The 22,110-nt window shown below is 40.6% G+C and carries 20 protein-coding genes and 1 other RNA gene; 18 read left to right on the forward strand and 3 right to left on the reverse strand.

Annotation, left to right across the window (positions count from 1 at the left end):
• The first annotated feature begins 215 nt into the window (after window positions 1–215).
• A complete protein-coding gene (locus tag M1F37_RS09330; RefSeq protein ID WP_247935594.1) occupies window positions 216–2,195 on the forward strand; it encodes a peptide ABC transporter substrate-binding protein in 1,980 nt (659 codons plus the stop codon).
• A 280-nt stretch (window positions 2,196–2,475) separates the two neighbouring features.
• On the opposite strand, the gene pbp1a is transcribed toward M1F37_RS09330, so the two are convergent.
• Both pbp1a and recU read right to left on the reverse strand, forming a co-directional pair.
• Window positions 2,476–4,659, reverse strand: coding sequence for a penicillin-binding protein PBP1A (gene pbp1a / locus M1F37_RS09335; protein ID WP_247935595.1), 2,184 nt, complete (start codon window positions 4,657–4,659; stop codon window positions 2,476–2,478).
• Complete coding sequence (gene recU, locus M1F37_RS09340) at window positions 4,656–5,252, reverse strand: Holliday junction resolvase RecU (RefSeq protein WP_247935596.1); 597 nt, start codon at window positions 5,250–5,252, stop codon at window positions 4,656–4,658. The genes pbp1a and recU overlap by 4 nt, the downstream gene beginning before the upstream one ends.
• 66 nt (window positions 5,253–5,318) lie before the next feature.
• On the opposite strand from recU, the gene M1F37_RS09345 reads away from it, so the two are divergent.
• The 8 genes from M1F37_RS09345 to M1F37_RS09380 all read left to right on the forward strand — a co-directional run bounded on the left by M1F37_RS09345 (window position 5,319) and on the right by M1F37_RS09380 (window position 12,432).
• Window positions 5,319–5,846, forward strand: coding sequence for a DUF1273 domain-containing protein (locus tag M1F37_RS09345; protein ID WP_247935597.1), 528 nt, complete (start codon window positions 5,319–5,321; stop codon window positions 5,844–5,846).
• A gap of 72 nt (window positions 5,847–5,918) precedes the next feature.
• Window positions 5,919–6,248, forward strand: a complete 330-nt coding sequence (gpsB, locus tag M1F37_RS09350; RefSeq protein ID WP_247935598.1) for a cell division regulator GpsB — start codon at window positions 5,919–5,921, stop codon at window positions 6,246–6,248.
• 20 nt (window positions 6,249–6,268) lie between these two features.
• Window positions 6,269–6,650, forward strand: an RNA gene (gene rnpB, locus M1F37_RS09355) — RNase P RNA component class B.
• Window positions 6,651–6,734: 84 nt separating this feature from the next.
• The gene (locus M1F37_RS09360) at window positions 6,735–7,892 is read left to right on the forward strand and encodes a THUMP domain-containing class I SAM-dependent RNA methyltransferase (RefSeq protein WP_247935599.1); all 1,158 of its coding nucleotides are present in this window, start codon (window positions 6,735–6,737) and stop codon (window positions 7,890–7,892) included.
• Window positions 7,893–7,904: 12 nt separating this feature from the next.
• Window positions 7,905–9,323: a cell division site-positioning protein MapZ gene (gene mapZ, locus M1F37_RS09365; RefSeq protein WP_247935600.1), complete on the forward strand. Its 1,419-nt coding sequence runs from the start codon at window positions 7,905–7,907 to the stop codon at window positions 9,321–9,323.
• Between the two features lie 75 nt (window positions 9,324–9,398).
• On the forward strand, window positions 9,399–10,823 hold the full coding sequence (gene gndA, locus M1F37_RS09370) for an NADP-dependent phosphogluconate dehydrogenase (RefSeq protein WP_247935601.1): 1,425 nt from the start codon (window positions 9,399–9,401) through the stop codon (window positions 10,821–10,823).
• An 11-nt stretch (window positions 10,824–10,834) separates the two neighbouring features.
• Window positions 10,835–11,524, forward strand: a complete 690-nt coding sequence (locus tag M1F37_RS09375) for a response regulator transcription factor (RefSeq protein WP_247935602.1) — start codon at window positions 10,835–10,837, stop codon at window positions 11,522–11,524.
• A gap of 95 nt (window positions 11,525–11,619) precedes the next feature.
• Window positions 11,620–12,432 carry an N-acetylmuramoyl-L-alanine amidase family protein gene (locus M1F37_RS09380; RefSeq protein ID WP_247935603.1) on the forward strand — a complete coding sequence of 271 codons (813 nt, stop codon included), beginning with the start codon at window positions 11,620–11,622 and terminating at the stop codon, window positions 12,430–12,432.
• Window positions 12,433–12,563: 131 nt separating this feature from the next.
• On the opposite strand, the gene M1F37_RS09385 is transcribed toward M1F37_RS09380, so the two are convergent.
• Window positions 12,564–12,713, reverse strand: coding sequence for a hypothetical protein (locus M1F37_RS09385; protein WP_247935604.1), 150 nt, complete (start codon window positions 12,711–12,713; stop codon window positions 12,564–12,566).
• 39 nt (window positions 12,714–12,752) lie between these two features.
• Here M1F37_RS09385 and mvk point away from each other — a divergent pair, with 39 nt between their 5' ends.
• The 9 genes from mvk (at window position 12,753) to tig (ending at window position 22,006) form a co-directional block, all read left to right on the forward strand.
• Window positions 12,753–13,631 carry a mevalonate kinase gene (gene mvk, locus M1F37_RS09390; protein WP_247935605.1) on the forward strand — a complete coding sequence of 293 codons (879 nt, stop codon included), beginning with the start codon at window positions 12,753–12,755 and terminating at the stop codon, window positions 13,629–13,631.
• Window positions 13,613–14,566, forward strand: coding sequence for a diphosphomevalonate decarboxylase (gene mvaD / locus M1F37_RS09395; RefSeq protein WP_247935606.1), 954 nt, complete (start codon window positions 13,613–13,615; stop codon window positions 14,564–14,566). Before mvk ends, mvaD begins: the two co-directional genes overlap by 19 nt.
• Window positions 14,553–15,560: a phosphomevalonate kinase gene (locus M1F37_RS09400; protein WP_247935607.1), complete on the forward strand. Its 1,008-nt coding sequence runs from the start codon at window positions 14,553–14,555 to the stop codon at window positions 15,558–15,560. The genes mvaD and M1F37_RS09400 overlap by 14 nt, the downstream gene beginning before the upstream one ends.
• A complete protein-coding gene (gene fni / locus M1F37_RS09405) occupies window positions 15,544–16,554 on the forward strand; it encodes a type 2 isopentenyl-diphosphate Delta-isomerase (RefSeq protein ID WP_247935608.1) in 1,011 nt (336 codons plus the stop codon). The genes M1F37_RS09400 and fni overlap by 17 nt, the downstream gene beginning before the upstream one ends.
• Before the next feature lie 76 nt (window positions 16,555–16,630).
• A complete protein-coding gene (liaF, locus tag M1F37_RS09410; protein WP_044727652.1) occupies window positions 16,631–17,329 on the forward strand; it encodes a cell wall-active antibiotics response protein LiaF in 699 nt (232 codons plus the stop codon).
• Window positions 17,326–18,321 (forward strand): sensor histidine kinase, encoded by a 996-nt coding sequence (locus tag M1F37_RS09415; protein WP_247935609.1) that lies wholly within the window; start codon window positions 17,326–17,328, stop codon window positions 18,319–18,321. Before liaF ends, M1F37_RS09415 begins: the two co-directional genes overlap by 4 nt.
• Window positions 18,322–18,334: 13 nt before the next feature.
• Window positions 18,335–18,967 carry a response regulator gene (locus M1F37_RS09420; protein ID WP_247935610.1) on the forward strand — a complete coding sequence of 211 codons (633 nt, stop codon included), beginning with the start codon at window positions 18,335–18,337 and terminating at the stop codon, window positions 18,965–18,967.
• Between the two features lie 340 nt (window positions 18,968–19,307).
• Window positions 19,308–20,501: an N-acetylmuramoyl-L-alanine amidase family protein gene (locus tag M1F37_RS09425; protein ID WP_247935611.1), complete on the forward strand. Its 1,194-nt coding sequence runs from the start codon at window positions 19,308–19,310 to the stop codon at window positions 20,499–20,501.
• Between the two features lie 221 nt (window positions 20,502–20,722).
• Window positions 20,723–22,006, forward strand: a complete 1,284-nt coding sequence (gene tig, locus M1F37_RS09430; RefSeq protein ID WP_247935612.1) for a trigger factor — start codon at window positions 20,723–20,725, stop codon at window positions 22,004–22,006.
• Window positions 22,007–22,110 lie beyond the last annotated feature (104 nt).

Below are 22,110 nucleotides of genomic sequence, written 5' to 3' on the forward strand. Positions count from 1 at the left end.
ATGGGACTTTTTTTCTACAACAAAATAGGCTCCATAATATCCATAGGGGATTTACCCACTACAAATATTATAGAGCCTGTAGTTGAGGGATTTTTTGATATTATTCATATTTTTGCAAAGTTGTTGTTTAAAAAATAATTTTCTAAAATTCAGAAAATTCTATTGACAGGACTTTAAAAAGAGTCTATAATGGATAAAAAATAAAGGAGAGTACTATGAAAACAAGGAAAGTATTAGCTCTTGCGGGAGTAACTTTATTAGCAGCAGGTGTCTTAGCGGCTTGTTCAGGTGGTTCTGCAACTAAAGGCGAGCAGACTTTTGCATTTACCTACGAGACAGACCCAGATAACCTCAACTACTTAACAACTGGTAAGGCAGCAACTGCCAATATCACTAGTAACGTGATTGATGGTTTGTTGGAGAGTGACCGTTATGGGAATTTGGTGCCATCAATGGCAGAGGACTGGTCAGTTTCTAAAGATGGCTTGACTTATACTTATAAGATTCGTCAGGATGCCAAGTGGTATACATCTGAGGGAGAAGAGTATGCTCCTGTCAAGGCTCAGGACTTTGTGACAGGTCTTAAATATGCAACAGATAAGAAATCAGAAGCCCTTTACTTGGTACAGGATTCAATTAAAGGTTTGGATGCATACGCTAAAGGGGAAAATAAAGATTTCTCTCAAGTTGGGATTAAAGCGATTGACGATCAAACAGTCCAATACACTTTGAACAAACCTGAAAGTTTTTGGAATTCTAAAACAACAATGGGTGTTTTAGCACCAGTTAATGAAGAGTTTTTAAACTCAAAAGGGGATGATTTTGCCAAAGCAACAGATCCAAGTAGTATCTTGTATAATGGTCCTTATTTGTTGAAATCCATTGTGACCAAATCTACTGTTGAATTTGCAAAAAATCCTAACTACTGGAATAAAGACAATGTGCATATTGACAAAGTCAAATTGTCATTCTGGGATGGTCAAGATACTAGTAAACCTGCAGAAAACTTTAAAGATGGTAGCTTAACAGCAGCTCGTCTCTATCCAACCAGTGCAAGTTTTGCAGAGCTTGAGAAAGAGATGAAGGACAATATTGTCTATACACAACAGGACTCTACTACTTATGTAGTGGGAACAAATATTGATCGCCAGTCTTATAAATACACATCTAAAACTAGTGAAGAACAAAAGACTTCAACTAAAAAGGCTTTGTTGAACAAGGATTTCCGTCAGGCGATTGCTTTTGGTTTTGATCGTACGGCCTATGCATCTCAACTCAATGGACAAACTGGAGCAAGCAAAATCTTGCGTAATATCTTTGTCCCACCAACATTTGTCCAAGCAGATGGGAAAAACTTTGGTGATCTAGTTAAAGAAAAATTGGTGACTTATGGGGATGAATGGAAAGATGTAAACTTGGCAGATGCTCAAGATGGTCTTTACAATCCAGAAAAATCTAAGGCTGAATTTGCTAAAGCTAAGGCTGCCCTTCAAGCTGAAGGTGTAACCTTCCCTATTCACCTAGATATGCCTGTTGACCAAACAGCAACTACAAAAGTTCAACGTGTCCAATCTATGAAACAATCCTTGGAAGCAACTTTAGGAACTGATAATGTCATTATTGATATCCAACAGTTGCAAAAAGATGAAGTGCTTAATGTCACTTTATTTGCACAAACTGCTGCTGGCGAAGATTGGGATCTTTCTGATAACGTTGGATGGGGACCAGACTTCTCAGATCCATCTACCTACCTTGATATTATCAAACCATCTGTAGGAGAAAATACGAGAACTTACCTAGGATTTGATTCAGGAACAAATAATGAAGCTGCTAAGAAGGTTGGACTAAACGACTACGATAAATTAGTAAATGAAGCAGGAGCTGAAACTACAGATGTTTCAAAACGTTATAATAAGTACGCTGAAGCTCAAGCTTGGCTAACAGATAGTGCCCTAGTCATTCCAACGACATCTCGTACAGGTCGTCCAATCTTGTCTAAGATGAAACCATTTACAATACCATTTGCATTGGCAGGAAACAAAGGGACAAGTGAACCACTCTTGTATAAATACCTTGAACTTCAAGACAAGGCAGTCACTGCAGATGAATACCAAAAAGCTCAAGATAAATGGACGAAAGAAAAAGAAGAATCCAATAAAAAAGCGCAAGAAGATCTTGCAAAACATGTGAAATAGATTAAACAAGAAGTTAGTTGTTAGCTAACTTCTTTTGGTTTCGAGAAAATAGATTGATGCCTATCTGATGTTCGATATTACGAAATGTATTTTATACTCTTCTAAAATCTCTTCAAACCACGTCAACGTTATATGTTACTGACTTCGTCAGTTCTATCCACAACCTCAAAACCGTGTTTTGAGCAGCCTGTGGCTAGTTTCCTAGTTTGCTCTTTGATTTTTATTGAGTATTATTATAGAAAAAAATCCTGAGTTTTTATTCTCAGGATTTTCTTTCATCTCACTGTTGAGGTTGTTGAACTTGTGGATTTTGTGGTGTTGGTTGTACTGGTTGTGTTGGCTGACCAGGCTGACCAGCTTGTCCTTGATTAGGATCAGTTGCTGGAGCATTATTGGGTTGTTGCCCAACCGTTGTACTTGCCTGTGTAGTTGAACTTTCAGCTGTTGTAGAGGGATTCTCTACGATTTGCGTTTGTTGTGTGGCTGGATTATTCCAACTATTTCTTGCTCCGTTTTGGAATACGAATTCTCCATTTCGGAACAGGCCGTCTGGCATCGTCCAATCTCCAGGTTGGTCATCTTCTGATAGATACGATATCATTGAGCGATAAACCTTGGCAGCAACCAGGAAACCATCTCCAACGATTGGAGTTAAACGATTTGAGTATCCAGTCCATACAGCCATAGAATATTTACGAGTATAACCTACAAACAATTCATCTGGAGCTACGTAGCCAGTATTCTTGACATGTTTTTCGATTTCGTCATCAGTATAGTTAGAAGTACCAGTCTTACCAGCTTGTGGAAGCCATGGTAGGTAAGCACCACGTCCAGTTCCGTAAGCTAAAACAGTTTTCATCATTTCGGTCATCATATAGGCAGTAGTTTCTTTCATAGCTCGTGTACCGGCATCAGAAAACTCTTTTTCACTACCATCACTAAAGACGATTTTATTGATATACATTGGTTTGTGGTAAATACCACCATTAGCAAAGGCGGCATAAGCAGCAGCCATTTTTTCACTACTTGCACCGTATTGTTTGTTAGATTCTGTTGTATTACTTGAAATGGCGTTAGCATAGTGGATGCTTGGATAATCGATACCTAAGCCATTTAGGAAGGTTTTGGCTCGATCTAAACCAACTTTATTTAAAGTTTCAACTGCTGTAACATTACGTGATTGTTGTAGTGCGTATTGTACTGTAATATTTCCAAAATAACCATGATCCCAGTTGTAGACTGGGGTATCAGTACCAGGATAGTTATAAGGAACATCATGTACAATAGAAGCAGTAGAGTCATAGACTCCATATTCTAAAGCGGGAGCATAGTCAGTGATTGGTTTCATAGTAGAACCCCAGTCACGGTTAGTTTCAACGGCTTGGTTAACTCCAAAAGATACATTGCTTGATTGGTGACGGGCGCCTAACTGAGCAATGACTTTACCATTTGTTACATCGACGATGGTAGAAGCTACTTGAAGTTCATCATCTGGATAAGCAACGTACTCATCTGTATTGTATACATCCCAAAGTCTCTGTTGAACATTTTTGTCGACATTAGTATAGACTTCCATACCTGTGGTAAGAAGGTTGTAGCCAGTTTCTTGTTCTACTTGGTCGATTACTTCTTTGAGATAGTTGTCCATATAAGCTGGATAACTATTGGCTGATTTCAAGCTTTGGAGGCCGTCAGTGATAGGCGTATTAATAGCTTTTTCGTAATCTTCTGCACTGATGTATTTCTGTCCCTTCATTTCTGAAAGTACCAAGTTCCGACGCTCTAGAGCAGCTTCTGGGTGGGAATATGGATCATATTGGTTTGGTGCTTGAGGCATTCCGGCTAGGAGTGCTAACTGTGGCAAGCTTAAATCCTTCAAGTCTTTGCCATAGTAATTTTGGGCTGCGGTTTGCATTCCATAGTTACCGTTAGACATATAGACTTTGTTGATGTAGTAGGTCAAGATTTCTTGCTTGGTTGCTTTTTGTTCTAGTTGGACTGCTAGCCAAGCTTCTTGGGCTTTACGTGACAAGGTTTGATCGGCAGTCGAAGTAGAAAAGTAAGTTAATTTGATTAATTGCTGGGTCAAGGTTGAAGCTCCTTGAAGTCCCCCTCTACCTTGGAGATTTCTCAGAGTTGCCCCAAGGATACGAATAGTATCAACACCTCTATGATCAAAGAAACGGTGGTCTTCGATAGATACAATGGCCTTGACCAAGTCAGTAGGGATTTCATTTGCTTGAGTATTTACGCGACGTTCAGATCCAAGGTCAGCAATCAGTCCGTTCTTATTGTCATAAATCTTGCTAGAGGTTGTCGCAACTAATTTACTTTCAGATAAGGCTGGAGCCTTGCTAACAAAGTAGAGGAAGGTACCTCCACCTAATAGAAATAATGCGATAAATAAGGTAAGGAATGTAATTCCAATATACTTTAAAAATCGCAGAACAATTTGTTTATTCATCTTGTTTTACCACCTAGTAAATGTTCTTTGATAATATCGAGATAGGGAATTTGAGGGAAAGCTTCTTGCTTTACTAAATATCCATATTCTTGAATATATCTAAGTGGCATTGATTTTTGACCCTTATCTTGATGATAAAAGCGAATCAAATCAAGTGCCGGCAACAAATAAGTTTCTTGTTGAGAAGAGAAATGAAGCAGTACGAAGCAAATGCCCTGCTGTTCTAGAACTTGTTCCATATGTTGAATCTGGTGAAGATGGAAGTTCTTCATTGGGATAGCATTCTTTTGTCGTGTTTCCTTGGCTTCAAAGTCAATGTAATGTCCTCTATATACGCCAGAGTAATCTGTTGTGGAAGCTTGTCTAAAATAGGCTTCTACAATCTTTGCTCGACTTCGTTGTGGATAGTCTACTCGAACGATCTGAACTGGTGTAGGTTTTTTATGGATAACTGCCATACCATGCGTCAGATAGTAGTCGTTTGTAGCGTTGATCATCTTTTCAAAAGTCATTCCTCGATTTGCGAAATTTTTTGGTTGAGAAATGGATGTTTGTCTTTTTTTTGATGAAATTTTATGAGGATAGTTGACCATATTTCTCCTTATTGGTACAATAACATCACTCTATTATACCATAAAAGTATAAAGAAAGGTGCAAAAATGACTACAGCTTTAATTATGGGCTATTCTAACTTCGATTTGGGTTTGTTTAATGAAAAAGAGATCAGGTTAAAAATTATAAAGAAAGCCATTCGTCGTGATCTAGAAAGTTTAGCAGAAGAAGGGATTAAATGGCTGGTCTTTACAGGGAACTTGGGATTTGAATCTTGGGTTCTCGACGTTGCAAATGAAATGAAAGACGAGTATGATTTTAGCCTAGCGACTATTTTTGATTTTGAAACACACGGGGAAAATTGGAATGAAGCGAATCAGGTTAAACTTAGCCAATTTAAGCAGGTAGATTTTGTTAAATATGCCTATCCGAAGTATGAAAATATGGGGCAATTGCGAGACTACCAACGATTTTTGTTGGAAAATACTGATTTAGCCTATTTTTTCTATGACCCAGAAAATGAGACCAAATTAAAATTTATGGACACCTTGATGAAAAATCAGGAAGGTTATCGCATAAAAAGGCTAACCTTTGAAGACTTAAATGAGATGGCAGAAAATTTTTCTGAAAAGTAAGCCTTTGACCTTGATTTTTGTTTGCTTTTTTTTATATAATAATACTATTAGAAACTGAGAATGGAGAGAGAGATGGCAAGTATTATTTTTTCAGCAAAAGATATTTTTGAGCAAGAGTTTGGACGTGAAGTCCGTGGATATAGTAAGGTTGAAGTTGATGAATTTTTGGACGATGTCATCAAGGACTATGAAACTTATGCTGCCTTGGTCAAGTCTCTCCGTCAAGAAATTGCAGAGTTGAAGGGAGAATTATCTCGCAAACCTGAATCTGCACCGGTTCAAGCAGAACCTCTTGAAATGACAGCTACAACTTCTATGACGAATTTTGATATTTTGAAACGTTTGAATCGTCTTGAGAAAGAAGTATTTGGTAAACAAATTTTGGATAACTCTGATCTATAAGAGCTTATTTGAAAAGTGCAATTTTTGGATAATCGCGTGAGGAGAGTTTCTTTTCATGAGGAAAGTCCATGCTAGCACAGGCTGTGATGCCTGTAGTGTTTGTGCTAGGCGAAACCATAAGCCTAGGGACGAGAAATCGTTACGGCAGTTGAAATGGCTAAGTCCTTGGATAGGCCAGAGTAGGCTTGAAAGTGCCACAGTGACGGAGTCTTTCTGGAAACGGAGAGAGTGGAACGCGGTAAACCCCTCAAGCTAGCAACCCAAATTTTGGTCGGGGCATGGAGTACGCGGAAACGAACGTAGTACTCTGACTGCTATCAGCTCTAGGCTGTTAGTGGTAGACAGATGATTATCGAAGGAAGTGGTCCTAGTCACTTCTGGAACAAAACATGGCTTATAGAAAATTGCATATAGGTTGGGGCTGAGAAATTTTCTCAACCTCATTTTTTAAAGTGGACATATAGAAAGGTCTTGCAAGACTGTAAAATGAAAAAAGAATTTAATTTAATTGCAACTGTTGCAGCAGGTCTTGAAGCTGTTGTGGGACGTGAAGTGCGAGAGTTGGGCTACGATTGTCAGGTTGAAAACGGTCGTGTTCGTTTTCAAGGAGATGCGAGAGCCATCATCGAAACCAACCTCTGGCTTCGGGCAGCAGATCGTATCAAGATTATCGTTGGGACGTTCCCAGCTAAGACTTTTGAGGAGCTCTTTCAAGGAGTTTTCGCCCTAGATTGGGAAAATTATTTACCGCTTGGGGCTCGATTCCCGATTTCAAAAGCCAAATGTGTTAAATCTAAACTTCACAATGAGCCAAGTGTACAGGCTATTTCTAAGAAGGCTGTTGTTAAGAAGTTGCAAAAACACTATGCCCGTCCAGAAGGCGTTCCTCTGATGGAAAATGGTCCTGAGTTTAAGATTGAGGTTTCTATTCTCAAAGATGTGGCAACTATCATGATTGATACGACAGGGACTAGCCTCTTTAAACGTGGCTATCGTACCGAAAAGGGTGGCGCTCCTATCAAGGAAAACATGGCAGCAGCCATTTTACAACTCTCTAACTGGTACCCAGACAAGCCCTTGATTGATCCAACCTGTGGTTCAGGAACTTTCTGTATCGAGGCAGTTATGATTGCTAGAAAGATGGCCCCAGGACTTCGTCGCTCTTTTGCTTTTGAGGAATGGAACTGGATTAGCGATCGCTTGATTCAAGAAGTGCGCACAGAGGCGGCTAAGAAAGTGGATCGTGAACTGGAACTGGATATTATGGGATGTGATATTGATGCTCGCATGGTGGAAATTGCTAAGGCTAATGCTCAGGCGGCAGGTGTTGCAGGAGATATTACCTTTAAGCAGATGCGCGTGCAGGATTTACGTTCCGATAAAATCAATGGTGTGATTATTTCCAATCCGCCTTATGGTGAACGCTTGTCAGATAATGCAGGGGTGACCAAGCTTTATGCGGAAATGGGTCAAGTATTTGCACCGCTAAAAACCTGGAGCAAGTTTATCCTAACTAGTGATGAAGCCTTTGAGATCAAGTACGGTAGTCAGGCGGATAAGAAACGTAAGTTGTACAATGGAACCTTAAAAGTTGATTTGTATCAATATTTTGGTCAGCGCGTTAAACGTCAGGAAGTAAAGTAGAAAGGAAAACTCATGAGTAAGAAAAGACGTAATCGTCATAAAACAGAACATAAAGAAGCGCAATTTGATTTTGATGATGCCAAAGAGCTAACAGTTGGAGAAGCCATGCGAAAAAATGAAGAGGTGGAAGCGGGTGTATTGCCTGGAGATTCTATCTTGGACAAGTATGTGAAACAACATAAAGATGAAATTGAGGCAGATAAGTTTGAAACGCGTCAGTTTAGCAAGGATGATTTAGTTGAAAAAGAAGAGGTAGAGGAGATAGAGGAGACTCAGACTCTGGATAATTTGCTTCAAGAGCTTCGTGAGGAAACAGGAGTAACTGCTCTAGCTCCAGAAGATGAATTGAGTCAGTTTGATGATTTAGAATTAACACGAGTTTCAGAAGCTCCTCTTGTTGAAGAATTTGAGACTGAAGAGGTACAATTGGTCGGAGCGGAAGAGTCCCTCACACGTTCTCGAGTGACAGATAGTGAAGATGGAAAAAGTAAGAAGAAAGGGGTACTTTATGGGCTTCTAGCAGCCTTAGTGGTTCTTATCCTTGGAACTGGTTATTATGTTTATCGTCAAGTGGCTCGTTCAACCAAGGAAATCCAGACTTCTCAATCAACTACAAACACGCAGTCAGATGTAGAAGAATTCAATAATTTATATGATGCTTTCTACACAGATAGCAATAAAACGGCTTTGAAGAATAGCCAGTTTGATAAACTGAGTCAACTCAAGACCTTGCTTGATAAGCTAGAAGGTAGTCGTGAATATACGCTTGCCAAATCGAAATATGATAGCTTAGCAACGCAAATCAAGGCTATCCAAGATGTCAATGCTCAATTTGAGAAGCCAGCTATTGTGGATGGTGTTTTGGATACCAATGCTAAAGCAAAATCGGATGCTAAATTTACAGATATTAAAACTGGAAATACGGAGCTTGATAAAGTGCTAGATAAGGCTATTAGCCTTGGTAAGAGCCAGCAAACCAGCACTTCGAGCTCAAGTTCAAGTGAAACTAGCAGCTCAAGCTCTAGTCAAGCAAGTGAAAATATTGCTAGTGAGACAAGCCCAAGTAGCTCAAATACTACATCAAATGAAACTAGAAGTACTCGCAGTGAAGTCAATATGGGTGTATCAAGTGCAGGAGTTGCTGTTCAAAGAAGTGCCAGTCGTGTTGCCTATAATCAGTCTGCTATTGATGATAGTAACAACTCGGCCTGGGATTTTGCGGATGGTGTCTTGGAACAAATTTTAGCGACTTCACGTTCGCGTGGTTATATCACTGGTAACCAATACATCCTCGAACGTGTCAATATCGTTAATGGCAATGGTTATTACAACCTCTACAAGCCAGATGGAACCTATCTCTTTACCCTTAATTGTAAGACAGGCTACTTTGTTGGAAATGGTTCTGGGCATGCGGATGACTTGGACTACTAAGCAGTCGTTACAAAATTCTTTCTTTTCAAAAGTAAAAATGATAAAATAAAACAAATTAAACAAGAGGAGTGTCAAATGACAAAAGCTAACTTTGGTGTCGTTGGTATGGCCGTAATGGGTCGTAACCTTGCCCTTAATATTGAATCTCGTGGTTACACAGTTGCTATTTACAACCGTAGTAAAGAAAAAACTGAAGATGTGATTGCTTGCCATCCTGAAAAGAAATTTGTACCGAGCTATGACGTTGAAAGTTTTGTAAACTCAATCGAAAAACCACGTCGTATCATGCTCATGGTTCAAGCAGGACCTGGTACAGATGCGACTATCCAAGCCCTTCTTCCACACTTGGACAAAGGTGATATCTTGATTGACGGAGGAAACACTTTCTACAAAGATACTATCCGTCGTAATGAAGAGTTGGCTAACTCAGGTATCAACTTTATCGGTACTGGTGTCTCTGGTGGTGAAAAAGGTGCCCTTGAAGGTCCTTCTATCATGCCTGGTGGGCAAAAAGAAGCTTATGAATTGGTAGCAGATGTTCTTGAAGAAATCTCTGCAAAAGCACCAGAAGATGGGAAACCATGTGTGACATACATTGGTCCTGATGGAGCTGGTCACTATGTGAAAATGGTCCACAACGGTATTGAGTATGGTGATATGCAATTGATCGCAGAAAGCTACGATCTTATGCAACACTTGCTTGGCCTTTCAGCTCAAGATATGGCTGAAATCTTTACTGAGTGGAACAAGGGTGAATTGGACAGCTACTTGATTGAAATTACAGCGGATATCCTTGGACGCAAAGACGACGAAGGTCAAGATGGTCCAATCGTAGACTACATCTTGGATGCTGCAGGAAACAAGGGAACTGGTAAATGGACTAGCCAATCTGCACTTGACCTTGGTGTACCATTGTCACTCATTACTGAGTCGGTATTTGCTCGTTATATCTCTACTTACAAAGAAGAGCGTGTACATGCTAGCAAGGTGCTTCCAAAACCAGCTGCCTTCAAATTTGAAGGAGACAAGGCTGAGTTGATTGAAAAAATCCGCCAAGCTCTTTACTTCTCAAAAATCATTTCATACGCACAAGGTTTTGCTCAATTGCGTGTAGCTTCTAAAGAAAACAACTGGAACTTGCCATTTGCAGACATCGCATCTATCTGGCGTGATGGCTGTATTATCCGTTCTCGTTTCTTGCAAAAGATTACTGATGCTTACAACCGTGATGCAGACCTTGCTAACCTTCTTTTGGATGAGTACTTCTTGGATGTTACTGCTAAGTATCAACAAGCAGTGCGTGATATCGTAGCTCTTGCGGTTCAAGCTGGTGTGCCAGTGCCAACTTTCTCAGCAGCTATTACTTACTTTGATAGCTACCGTTCAGCGGACCTTCCAGCTAACTTGATCCAAGCGCAACGTGACTACTTTGGTGCCCACACATACCAACGTAAAGACAAAGAAGGAACCTTCCACTATTCTTGGTACGATGAAAAATAAGTAGGCCAGCCATGGGGAAACGGATTTTATTACTTGAGAAAGAAAGAAATCTAGCTCATTTTTTAAGTCTGGAACTCCAAAAAGAGCAATACCGAGTTGATCAGGTAGAAGAGGGCAAAAATGCCCTTTCCATGGCTCTTCAGACAGACTATGACTTGATTTTACTGAATGCTCATTTAGGGGATATGACAGCCCAGGCTTTTGCAGAACAGCTGAGTCGGACAAAACCAGCCTCAGTGATCATGGTTTTGGACCATCGAGAAGGGTTGCAAGACCAACTTGAAACTATCCAGCGTTTTGCTGTTTCATACATCTATAAGCCTGTGATTATAGAAAATTTGGTAGAACGAATTTCAGCCATTTTTCGAGGTCGGGACTTCATTGACCAACATTGTAGCCAGATGAAAGTTCCAACATCCTATCGTAATCTGCGTATGGATGTTGAAAACCATACTGTCTATCGTGGTGATGAGATGATTGCTCTGACACGCCGGGAATACGATCTTTTAGCGACTCTTATGGGAAGCAAGAAGGTTTTAACTCGTGAACAGTTGTTGGAAAGTGTTTGGAAGTATGAAAGTGCGACCGAAACCAATATCGTGGATGTCTATATCCGTTATCTACGTAGCAAGCTTGATGTAAAAGGTCAAAAAAGCTACATTAAAACCGTGCGTGGTGTTGGTTACACCATGCAAGAATAGAAAAGCAGTTGCAGTCATGTAACTGCTTTTTTGAGGATTGTACATATTGACATATAGTTTGGTCTTTGCTACAATCAGTTATGGAGGAAAATCTAATGAAAACAATAAAAAAATTGATGCAAATTGCATTAGCAGTCTTTTTCTTCGGTTTGCTGGTTACAAATACAGTATTTGCAGATGATTCAGAAGGTTGGCAATTTGTCAAAGAAAATGGTAGAACCTACTACAAGAAGGGTGACATCAAAGAAACGGACTGGCGAGTGATTGATGGCAAGACCTATTATTTTGATTATAATGGTGAAATGGTTGTTGGTTGGCAGTACATTCCAATGCCAGTTAAAGGATATACAATTGGTCCTTACCCTAATGGTATAAGATTAGAAGGTTCCCCAATGCCAGAATGGAACTACTTCGATAAAAATGGGGTACTACAAGAGTTTGTAGGCTGGAAAGCATTAGAGATTAAAACAAAAGATAGTGTTGGAAGAAAGTACGGGGAAAAACGTGAAGATTCAGAAGATAAAGAAGAGAAGCGTTATTACACGAACTATTACTTTAATCAGAATCATTCTTTAGAGACAGGTTGGCTTTATGACCAGTCTAATTGGTATTATCTAGCTAAAACTGAAATTAATGGAGAAAACTATATTGGTGGTGAAAGACGTGCAGGTTGGGTCAATGATAACTCAACTTGGTATTATCTAGATGCTCAAAATGGTGATATGAAGACAGGTTGGGCTTATGTTGGTAACAGTTGGTACTACCTAAATGCAAGTAATGGCGATATGAAGACAGGATGGTTCCAAGTTAATGGTAAATGGTACTATGCTTATAGCTCAGGTGCTTTAGCAGTGAATACTACCATAGATGGCTATTCTGTCAATTATAATGGCGAATGGGTTCAATAATGAAAGAGGCGATTGTGAAGGAAACAATCGCTTTTTTTGTGAAAATATAATAAAATAGATAGGAGAGAATAAATACTTGTATGAAAAAATAATACTCTTCGAAAATCTCTTCAAACCACGTCAGCGTCGCCTTACCGTAGGTATATGTAACTGACTTCGTCAGTTCTACCTGCAACCTCAAAGCAGTGCTTTGAGCTGACTTCGTCAGTTCTATCCACAACCTCAAAACCGTGTTTTGAGCAGCCTGCGGCTAGCTTCCTAGTTTGCTTTTTGATTTTCATTGAGTATAAGACGGCTTTTTCGTCTAGTAAAAGGAAAATATGACAAAAAAAGTTGGTGTCGGTCAGGCACATAGTAAGATTATTTTAATAGGGGAGCATGCGGTCGTTTACGGTTATCCTGCTATTTCCCTGCCTCTTTTGGAGGTGGAGGTGACTTGTAAGGTGGTCCCTGCAGAAAGACCTTGGCGTCTTTATGAGGAGGATACCTTGTCCATGGCGGTGTATGCTTCGCTGGAGTATTTGGATATCAAAGAAGCCTGCATTCGCTGTGAAATTGACTCGGCTATCCCTGAGAAACGGGGCATGGGTTCGTCAGCAGCTATCAGCATAGCAGCCATTCGTGCGGTATTTGACTACTATCAAGCAGAACTACCTCATGATGTACTAGAAATCTTGGTCAATCGGGCTGAGATGATTGCCCATATGAATCCAAGCGGTTTGGATGCTAAGACCTGTCTCAGTGACCAGCCTATTCGCTTTATTAAGAATGTAGGATTTACAGAGCTTGAGATGGACTTATCAGCCTATTTGGTCATTGCCGATACGGGCGTTTATGGTCATACTCGTGAAGCTATCCAAGTGGTTCAAAGCAAGGGCAAGGATGCCCTGCCGTTTTTACATTCCTTGGGGGAATTGACCCAGCAGGCAGAAGATGCGATTTCACAAAAAGATGCTGTAAGATTGGGACAAATCCTCAGTCAAGCGCATTTACATTTAAAAGAAATTGGTGTCAGTAGTCCTGAGGCAGACTCTTTGGTTGAAACGGCTCTTAGCCATGATGCTCTGGGTGCCAAGATGAGCGGTGGTGGGCTGGGAGGCTGTATCATAGCCTTGGCAGACAATTTGACACAAGCACAAGAATTAGCAGAAAGATTAGAAGAGAAAGGAGCTGTTCAGACATGGATAGAGAGCCTGTAACAGTACGTTCCTACGCAAATATTGCTATTATCAAATATTGGGGAAAGAAAAAAGAAAAAGAGATGGTGCCTGCTACTAGCAGTATTTCTCTGACTTTGGAAAATATGTACACGGAGACGACTTTATCATCTCTGACGACGGATGCGACAGCTGATGCCTTTTATATCAATGGCCAGCTACAAAATGAGGCGGAACATGACAAGATGAGCAAAATTATTGACCGCTACCGTCCAGATGGTGAGGGTTTTATCCGTATTGATACTCAAAACAATATGCCTACCGCGGCGGGTTTATCCTCAAGTTCTAGTGGTTTGTCCGCCTTGGTCAAGGCTTGCAATGCCTATTTCAAACTTGGTTTGACTCGGAGCCAGTTAGCGCAGGAAGCCAAGTTTGCCTCAGGGTCTTCTTCTCGGAGTTTTTATGGACCGCTAGGAGCCTGGGATAAGGATAGTGGAGAAATTTACCCTGTAGAGACAGACTTGAAACTAGCTATGATTATGTTGGTGCTAGAAGACAAGAAAAAACCAATTTCTAGCCGTGATGGGATGAAACTTTGTGTGGAAACATCGACGACTTTTGATGACTGGGTGCGTCAGTCTGAGAAAGACTATCAGGATATGCTTCTTTATCTCAAGGAAAATGACTTTGCCAAGGTTGGGGAATTAACGGAGAAAAATGCCCTTGCTATGCACGCTACTACAGAAACAGCATCACCAGCCTTTTCTTATCTGACCGATGCTTCTTATGAAGCCATGGACTTTGTCCGCCAGCTTCGAGAGCAAGGAGAATCCTGCTACTTTACCATGGATGCCGGTCCCAATGTCAAGGTCCTCTGTCAGGAGAAGGACTTGGAGCATTTATCAGAAATCTTTGGTCAACGTTATCGCTTGATTGTGTCAAAAACAAAGGATTTGAGCCAAGATGATTACTGTTAAAACATGCGGAAAACTCTATTGGGCAGGGGAATATGCTATTTTAGAGCCAGGGCAATTGGCCTTGATAAAGGCCATTCCCATCTATATGAAGGGGGAGATTGCTTTTTCTGATAGTTACCGTATCTATTCAGATATGTTTGAGTTCGCAGTTGATTTGACACCAAATCCTGACTACAGCTTGATTCAAGAAACGATTGCCTTAGTGGATGATTTCCTGACTTATCATGGCCAGACCTTGCGACCTTTTTCTCTAGAAATCCGTGGAAAAATGGAACGAGAAGGGAAAAAGTTTGGTCTGGGTTCTAGCGGTAGCGTCGTTGTCTTGGTTATCAAGGCCCTACTGACTCTGTATAATCTTTCAGTTGATCAGACTCTCTTATTCAAGCTAGCCAGTGCTGTCTTGCTCAAGCGAGGAGACAATGGTTCCATGGGAGACCTTGCCTGTATTGTAGCAGAGGATTTGGTTGCCTACCAGTCATTTGATCGCCAGAAGGTGGCTACTTGGTTGGAAGAAGAAAACTTGGCGACAGTTCTGGAGCGTGATTGGGGCTTTTCAATTTCACAAGTGCAACCAGCCCTAGAATGTGATTTCCTAGTGGGATGGACCAAGGAAGTGGCTGTATCGAGTCACATGGTCCAGCAAATCAAGCAAAATATCAATCAGAACTTTTTAAATTCCTCAAAAGAAACGGTGGCTTCTTTGGTAGAAGCCTTGGAGCAGGGGAAAGCAGAAAAAATTATCGAGCAAGTAGAAGTAGCCAGCAAGCTCTTAGAAGGCTTGAGCGCAGATATTTACACTCCTTCGCTCAGACAGCTGAAAGAAGCCAGTCAAGATTTGCAGGCTGTTGCTAAGAGTAGCGGTGCTGGTGGCGGTGACTGTGGCATCGCTTTGAGTTTTGATGTGCAATCAACCGAAACCTTAAAAAATCGTTGGGCCGATCTGGGGATTGAGCTCTTATATCAAGAAAGGATAGGACATGACGACAAATCGTAAGGACGAGCATATCCGCTATGCCCTTGAGCAGAAAAGTTCCTATAATAGCTTTGATGAGGTGGAGTTGATTCATTCTTCCTTGCCTCTTTACGATCTGGATGAGATTGATCTTTCGACAAAATTTGCTGGTCGAAAGTGGGACTTTCCTTTTTATATCAATGCTATGACGGGTGGAAGCGATAAGGGAAGAAAAATCAATCAAAAGCTGGCTCAAGTGGCTGAAGCCTGTGGGATTTTGTTTGTAACAGGATCTTATAGCGCAGCCCTTAAAGATCCAACAGATGCCTCTTTTTCTGTCAAGTCTAGTCATCCAAATCTCCTCCTTGGAACCAATATTGGCTTGGACAAGCCTGTCGAGTTAGGTCTTCAGACAGTAGAAGAAATGAATCCTCTTCTCTTGCAAGTGCATGTCAATGTCATGCAGGAATTGCTCATGCCTGAGGGAGAAAGAACATTTAGAAGCTGGGAATCGCATCTAGCAGACTATAGCAAGCAAATCCCCGTTCCTATTGTCCTAAAGGAAGTTGGCTTTGGAATGGATGGCAAGACCATCGAAAGAGCCTATGAACTGGGTGTTCGAACTGTTGACCTATCAGGTCGTGGTGGTACTAGCTTTGCTTATATCGAAAACCGTCGCAGTGGCCAACGTGATTACCTCAATCAATGGGGGCAGTCCACCATGCAGGCCCTTCTTAATGCCCAAGACTGGAAAGACAAGGTCGAACTCTTGGTCAGTGGAGGTGTTCGGAATCCGCTGGATATGATTAAGTGCTTAGTCTTTGGTGCCAAGGCTGTAGGCCTGTCTCGAACAGTTCTGGAATTGGTTGAAAACTATTCAGTTGAAGAAGTGATTGACATTGTCCAAGGCTGGAAAGCAGATTTACGCTTGATTATGTGTGCCCTTAACTGTGCCACCATAGCAGATTTACAAAAAGTAGACTATCTTCTTTATGGAAAATTAAAAGAAGCAAAGGATCAGATGAAAAAGGCGTAACCACCGCCTTTTTTCCATCTTCAGACCGAGGTGACTTTTTTGAATTGTGATAAAATAGAAGGTAGAGGATGAACCTATGAGAAAATTTAAAATCTTTTTATTTATCGAAGCCTGTCTTTTGACGGGAGCTCTGATTTTGATGGTATCAGAGCATTTTTCGCGTTTTCTGCTCATTCTATTTCTCTTTTTGCTTTTGATTCGCTATTACACTGGTAAAGAGGGCAATAACCTTCTTTTAGTGGCGGCAACCATTCTCTTCTTTTTCATCGTTATGCTCAATCCTTTTGTGATTCTAGCTATTTTTGTTGCGGTTATCTACAGTCTCTTTCTTCTTTATCCGATGATGAATCAAGAAAAGGAGCAGACAAATTTGGTTTTTGAAGAGGTAGTGACGGTTAAGAAGGAGAAAAATCGTTGGTTTGGGAATCTCCATCATTTTTCAAGCTACCAGACTTGCCAGTTTGATGATATCAATCTCTTTCGCCTCATGGGCAAGGACACCATTCATCTGGAGAGGGTCATCTTAACCAATCACGACAATGTCATTATCCTCAGAAAGATGGTAGGAACGACCAAAATCATTGTGCCTGTAGATGTGGAAGTCAGTCTCAGCGTTAACTGTCTCTATGGTGACTTGACTTTTTTCAATCAGCCCAAGCGAGCTCTCCGCAATGAACACTATCATCAAGAAACAAAAGACTATCTCAAGAGTAACAAGAGTGTCAAGATTTTCTTGACTACTATGATTGGCGATGTGGAGGTGGTTAGGGGATGAAAAAACAAGCCTATGTAATCATTGCTTTTACCTCCTTCCTGTTTGTCTTATTTTTCTCACACAGCTTGCTGGAAATCCTTGACTTTGACTGGTCTATTTTCTTGCATGATGTCGAAAAAACAGAAAAATTTATCTTTTTGTTGTTGGTATTCAGCATGTCCATGACATTTCTCTTAGCCCTGTTTTGGCGAGGTGTTGAAGAGCTTTCTCTAAGAAAAATGCAGGCTAATCTCAAGCGTTTATTGGCAGGGCAAGAAGTGGTTCAGGTTGCAGATCCAGATTTGGATGCTAGTTTCAAGTCCTTGTCAGGTAAACTTAACCTCTTGACAGAAGCTCTTCAAAAAGCAGAAAATCAAAGTCTTGCTCAGGAAGAGGAAATCATTGAGAAAGAACGGAAGCGAATTGCTCGGGATTTGCACGATACGGTCAGTCAGGAGTTGTTTGCGGCCCACATGATTTTGTCAGGTGTCAGTCAGCAGGCTTTGAAATTGGATAGGGAAAAGATGCAGACCCAGTTGCAGAGTGTTACAGCTATTTTAGAAACTGCCCAGAAGGATTTGCGGGTCTTGCTCTTGCATTTGAGACCAGTTGAACTGGAGCAGAAGAGTCTGGTTGAGGGAATTCAAATCCTCTTAAAAGAGCTTGAGGACAAGAGTGACCTCAAGGTTAGTCTCAAGCAAAATGTGACGAAATTGCCCAAGAAAATCGAGGAGCATATCTTCCGTATCCTGCAAGAGTTGATCAGCAATACCCTTCGCCATGCCCAGGCATCTTGTCTGGATGTCTATCTCTATCAAACAGATGTTGAATTGCAGCTGAAGGTGGTGGACAACGGGATTGGTTTTCAGTTAGGGAGTTTAGATGACCTGAGTTATGGACTCCGCAATATTAAGGAGCGGGTTGAAGATATGGCAGGGACGGTTCAGTTATTGACAGCTCCCAAGCAAGGGCTGGCAGTTGATATCCGCATTCCCCTGCTTGATAAGGAATGATAAAGGAGTAAAGATGAAAATTTTACTGGTAGATGACCATGAAATGGTCCGATTGGGCTTGAAAAGCTACTTTAATCTCCAAGACGATGTGGAAGTTGTGGGTGAGGCGGCCAACGGATCTCAAGGCATTGAGTTGGCCTTGGAATTGCGTCCGGATGTTATTGTCATGGATATCGTCATGCCTGAAATGAATGGAATTGACGCGACCTTGGCTATCCTAAAGGAATGGTCTGAAGCCAAGATTTTGATTGTGACCTCTTACCTAGACAATGAAAAAATCATGCCTGTCTTGAACGCTGGTGCTAGAGGCTATATGCTCAAGACTTCAAGTGCGGATGAATTGCTGCACGCTGTTCGTAAGGTAGGTGCTGGAGAGCTTGCTATTGAACAAGAGGTCAGCAAGAAGGTTGAATACCACCGCAATCACATAGAACTACATGAGGACTTGACTGCGCGTGAGCGAGATGTACTTCAACTCATCGCCAAGGGCTATGAAAATCAGCGCATCGCTGATGAACTTTTTATCTCTCTCAAGACGGTCAAGACTCATGTGTCCAATATCCTAGCCAAGCTGGAGGTCAGCGATCGCACTCAGGCAGCGGTCTATGCCTTTCAGCACCATTTGGTAGGGCAGGAGGATTTTTAATAGATATGCAAAAATAATATTGGAGAAATGGCTGAGTTGAGTACCAAAGAAGTGAGCAAGTACCTCTGGCACGGTAAAATATTTTTCTCACAATATTTTTATGTTATTTGTTGACATTTATTTTATAGGGGAGTATAATAAAGTTAAAGATTACTAAGTTAATATAGTATTTATCAAAGGATATAAAAAATCCAAAAGGAGGTTAAAATCATGTCTCCGTAAATTATCAAAATAAGATCACTAGAACGTTAAGGCCTTTATTTCATCTCTTTAAATGTGCTATAAAAAATATGGTTAAACTAACTCTATCTCACAGTTTCAATTCGTGGAGGAAATGGCTATGAAAAAATCAAAACTACTCACACTTGGTTTGCTTGTAGGTGCTGGTCTGCTTTTATCTATCAACCAAGCACAGGCTGCAGATACTTGGGTTAAAAATGGTGCTGACTGGAATCTTTCACAAGATGGTAGTCTTGCCAAAAATAAATGGGTGCAAAATGCTGGTTCATGGTATCACTTTGACGGTTCTGGAAAAATGCAGACAGGTTGGCTCAAAGACGGAAATACATGGTATTCTCTAGCAGATAGTGGCGCTATGCGCACAGGCTGGTACAAGGAAGGCAATACTTGGTACTCACTAGCAGATAGTGGCGCTATGCGTACGGGTTGGTATAAAGAAGGGGCTACTTGGTACTACCTAAAAGGCAGTGGCGCTATGGCAACAGGATGGGCAACTGCAAATGGTCAATGGTCTTACTTTGAAAAATCAGGTGCAATGGTCGCAGACAGAGCTGTTCCAGCCAGTGATGGGGAAAGTTATGTAATTGGTAAGGATGGATATCTGTTAACCAAACTCCCAAGTCAGGTTGAACAATCTCAAGCGGATGATACAATTATCACAAATATTGTTACTTTGTCTGATGGTTATGATTATCACCTTATTTATACAAAAGATGGAGTCATTGTTGAAAAGAATGCCTGGTATATCAAACCAGAGTTTAAAAAGTTTTCTAATAAATATGGGGATCACGTTTCCAATACGACGTTAGCTTTAATAGATAATAAAGATCAAGGACAGGAAATTGATCCTAAAGCTGTTATAAAGAATTTCCAAAACTTACCAAACAGGTATTACTTTGGGGCAGATGGTCGTCGCGTAACAAATTTACCAGAAATGACCACCTATTCAGAGATTAAAAAAGTTGGCAATGATGTCTATCTAGAAAATCCAGGTGCACGACTTCGTCTTGTAGGTACCAGATTTACAATCAATAACAATAAACTATACCATTTAGAAAATGAACAAGGTAAGCTCACAACAGGTTACTTTGTATTAATTGATGATGGAGCAACGACTAGTAGCCATCATGTTCTCGCCTATGCAGATCAATCTGGTGAAATTCTTAAAATGAAACGCTTGCCATCAAGATTTTCAGATTATTTTGACAAAGAAATCGATGGTTTCTATGGTCAAAAAATTAAGATTACACAGCCAAATAAGTATGAATATTACAAGGTTCTTGTGGTTAAATAAGACAAAACGAATCGCCTAATGAGGGATGTTTGGGCGATTCGTTTTTTACTGTAATCAGCCATTACTAAACATCTTTTATAAGATTATATTCGAATCCTAAAGAAAACCAAGAAGAAACCATACCTCCCCCATCATTGAAAAGCGCATTCATTACTTGAAAAAAGTCGCTCGTTTATGTTATAATAGACTGTATTTAAAAAATTTTAAGGAGAAATGACAGAATGTCTGTATCATTTGAAAACAAAGAAACAAACCGTGGTGTCTTGACTTTCACTATCTCTCAAGACCAAATCAAACCAGAATTGGACCGTGTCTTCAACTCAGTGAAGAAATCTCTTAATGTTCCAGGTTTCCGTAAAGGTCACCTTCCACGTCCTATCTTCGACAAAAAATTTGGTGAAGAGTCACTTTACCAAGACGTTATGAACGCTCTTTTGCCAAACGCTTATGAAGCAGCTGTAAAAGAAGCTGGTCTTGAAGTGGTTGCTCAACCAAAAATTGATGTAACTTCAATGGAAAAAGGTCAAGACTGGGTTATCACTGCTGAAGTAGTTACAAAACCTGAAGTAAAATTGGGTGACTACAAAAACCTTGAAGTATCAGTTGATGTAGAAAAAGAAGTAACTGACGCTGATGTCGAAGAGCGTATCGAACGTGAACGCAACAACTTGGCTGAATTGGTTATTAAAGAAGCTGCTGCTGAAAACGGCGACACTGTTGTTATCGACTTCGTTGGTTCTATCGACGGTGTTGAATTTGACGGTGGAAAAGGTGAAAACTTCTCACTTGGACTTGGTTCAGGTCAATTCATCCCTGGTTTCGAAGACCAATTGGTAGGTCACTCAGCTGGTGAAACTGTTGATGTTATCGTAACATTCCCAGAAGACTACCAAGCAGAAGACCTTGCAGGTAAAGAAGCTAAATTCGTGACAACTATCCACGAAGTAAAAGCAAAAGAAGTTCCAGCTCTTGACGATGAACTTGCAAAAGACATCGACGAAGAAGTTGAAACACTTGCTGAATTGAAAGAAAAATACCGCAACGAATTGGCTGCTGCTAAAGAAGAAGCATACAAAGATGCCGTTGAAGGTGCAGCAATCGATAAAGCTGTAGAAAACGCTGAAATCGTAGAACTTCCAGAAGAAATGATCCACGAAGAAGTTCACCGTTCAGTTAATGAATTCCTTGGAAACTTGCAACGTCAAGGTATCAACCCTGACATGTACTTCCAAATCACTGGAACTACTCAAGAAGATCTTCACAAACAATACGAGGGAGAAGCTGAGTCACGTACTAAGACTAACCTTGTTATCGAAGCAGTTGCCAAAGCTGAAGGATTTGACGCTTCAGAAGAAGAAATCCAAAAAGAAGTTGAACAATTGGCAACAGACTACAACATGGAAGTTGCTCAAGTACAAAGCTTGCTTTCAGCTGATATGTTGAAACACGATATCACAATCAAAAAAGCTGTTGAGTTGATTACAAGCACAGCAACAGTTAAATAATCTTATACTCTTCGAAAATCAAATTCGAACCACGTCAACGTCGCCTTGCCGTACTCAAGTACAGCCTGCGGCTAGTTTCCTAGTTTGCTCTTTGATTTTCATTG

This window comes from Streptococcus mitis (genome assembly GCF_023109105.1).
Classification (GTDB): domain Bacteria; phylum Bacillota; class Bacilli; order Lactobacillales; family Streptococcaceae; genus Streptococcus; species Streptococcus mitis_BW.

What these genes read in the sequence shown, in the direction of transcription:
- M1F37_RS09330 (WP_247935594.1), top strand. Translation starts at nt 216, where the DNA reads ATGAAAACAAGGAAAGTATTAGCTCTTGCGGGAGTAACTTTATTAGCA.
- pbp1a (WP_247935595.1), bottom strand. Translation starts at nt 4,659, where the DNA reads ATGAATAAACAAATTGTTCTGCGATTTTTAAAGTATATTGGAATTACA.
- recU (WP_247935596.1), bottom strand. Translation starts at nt 5,252, where the DNA reads ATGGTCAACTATCCTCATAAAATTTCATCAAAAAAAAGACAAACATCC.
- M1F37_RS09345 (WP_247935597.1), top strand. Translation starts at nt 5,319, where the DNA reads ATGACTACAGCTTTAATTATGGGCTATTCTAACTTCGATTTGGGTTTG.
- gpsB (WP_247935598.1), top strand. Translation starts at nt 5,919, where the DNA reads ATGGCAAGTATTATTTTTTCAGCAAAAGATATTTTTGAGCAAGAGTTT.
- M1F37_RS09360 (WP_247935599.1), top strand. Translation starts at nt 6,735, where the DNA reads ATGAAAAAAGAATTTAATTTAATTGCAACTGTTGCAGCAGGTCTTGAA.
- mapZ (WP_247935600.1), top strand. Translation starts at nt 7,905, where the DNA reads ATGAGTAAGAAAAGACGTAATCGTCATAAAACAGAACATAAAGAAGCG.
- gndA (WP_247935601.1), top strand. Translation starts at nt 9,399, where the DNA reads ATGACAAAAGCTAACTTTGGTGTCGTTGGTATGGCCGTAATGGGTCGT.
- M1F37_RS09375 (WP_247935602.1), top strand. Translation starts at nt 10,835, where the DNA reads ATGGGGAAACGGATTTTATTACTTGAGAAAGAAAGAAATCTAGCTCAT.
- M1F37_RS09380 (WP_247935603.1), top strand. Translation starts at nt 11,620, where the DNA reads ATGAAAACAATAAAAAAATTGATGCAAATTGCATTAGCAGTCTTTTTC.
- M1F37_RS09385 (WP_247935604.1), bottom strand. Translation starts at nt 12,713, where the DNA reads ATGAAAATCAAAAAGCAAACTAGGAAGCTAGCCGCAGGCTGCTCAAAA.
- mvk (WP_247935605.1), top strand. Translation starts at nt 12,753, where the DNA reads ATGACAAAAAAAGTTGGTGTCGGTCAGGCACATAGTAAGATTATTTTA.
- mvaD (WP_247935606.1), top strand. Translation starts at nt 13,613, where the DNA reads ATGGATAGAGAGCCTGTAACAGTACGTTCCTACGCAAATATTGCTATT.
- M1F37_RS09400 (WP_247935607.1), top strand. Translation starts at nt 14,553, where the DNA reads ATGATTACTGTTAAAACATGCGGAAAACTCTATTGGGCAGGGGAATAT.
- fni (WP_247935608.1), top strand. Translation starts at nt 15,544, where the DNA reads ATGACGACAAATCGTAAGGACGAGCATATCCGCTATGCCCTTGAGCAG.
- liaF (WP_044727652.1), top strand. Translation starts at nt 16,631, where the DNA reads ATGAGAAAATTTAAAATCTTTTTATTTATCGAAGCCTGTCTTTTGACG.
- M1F37_RS09415 (WP_247935609.1), top strand. Translation starts at nt 17,326, where the DNA reads ATGAAAAAACAAGCCTATGTAATCATTGCTTTTACCTCCTTCCTGTTT.
- M1F37_RS09420 (WP_247935610.1), top strand. Translation starts at nt 18,335, where the DNA reads ATGAAAATTTTACTGGTAGATGACCATGAAATGGTCCGATTGGGCTTG.
- M1F37_RS09425 (WP_247935611.1), top strand. Translation starts at nt 19,308, where the DNA reads ATGAAAAAATCAAAACTACTCACACTTGGTTTGCTTGTAGGTGCTGGT.
- tig (WP_247935612.1), top strand. Translation starts at nt 20,723, where the DNA reads ATGTCTGTATCATTTGAAAACAAAGAAACAAACCGTGGTGTCTTGACT.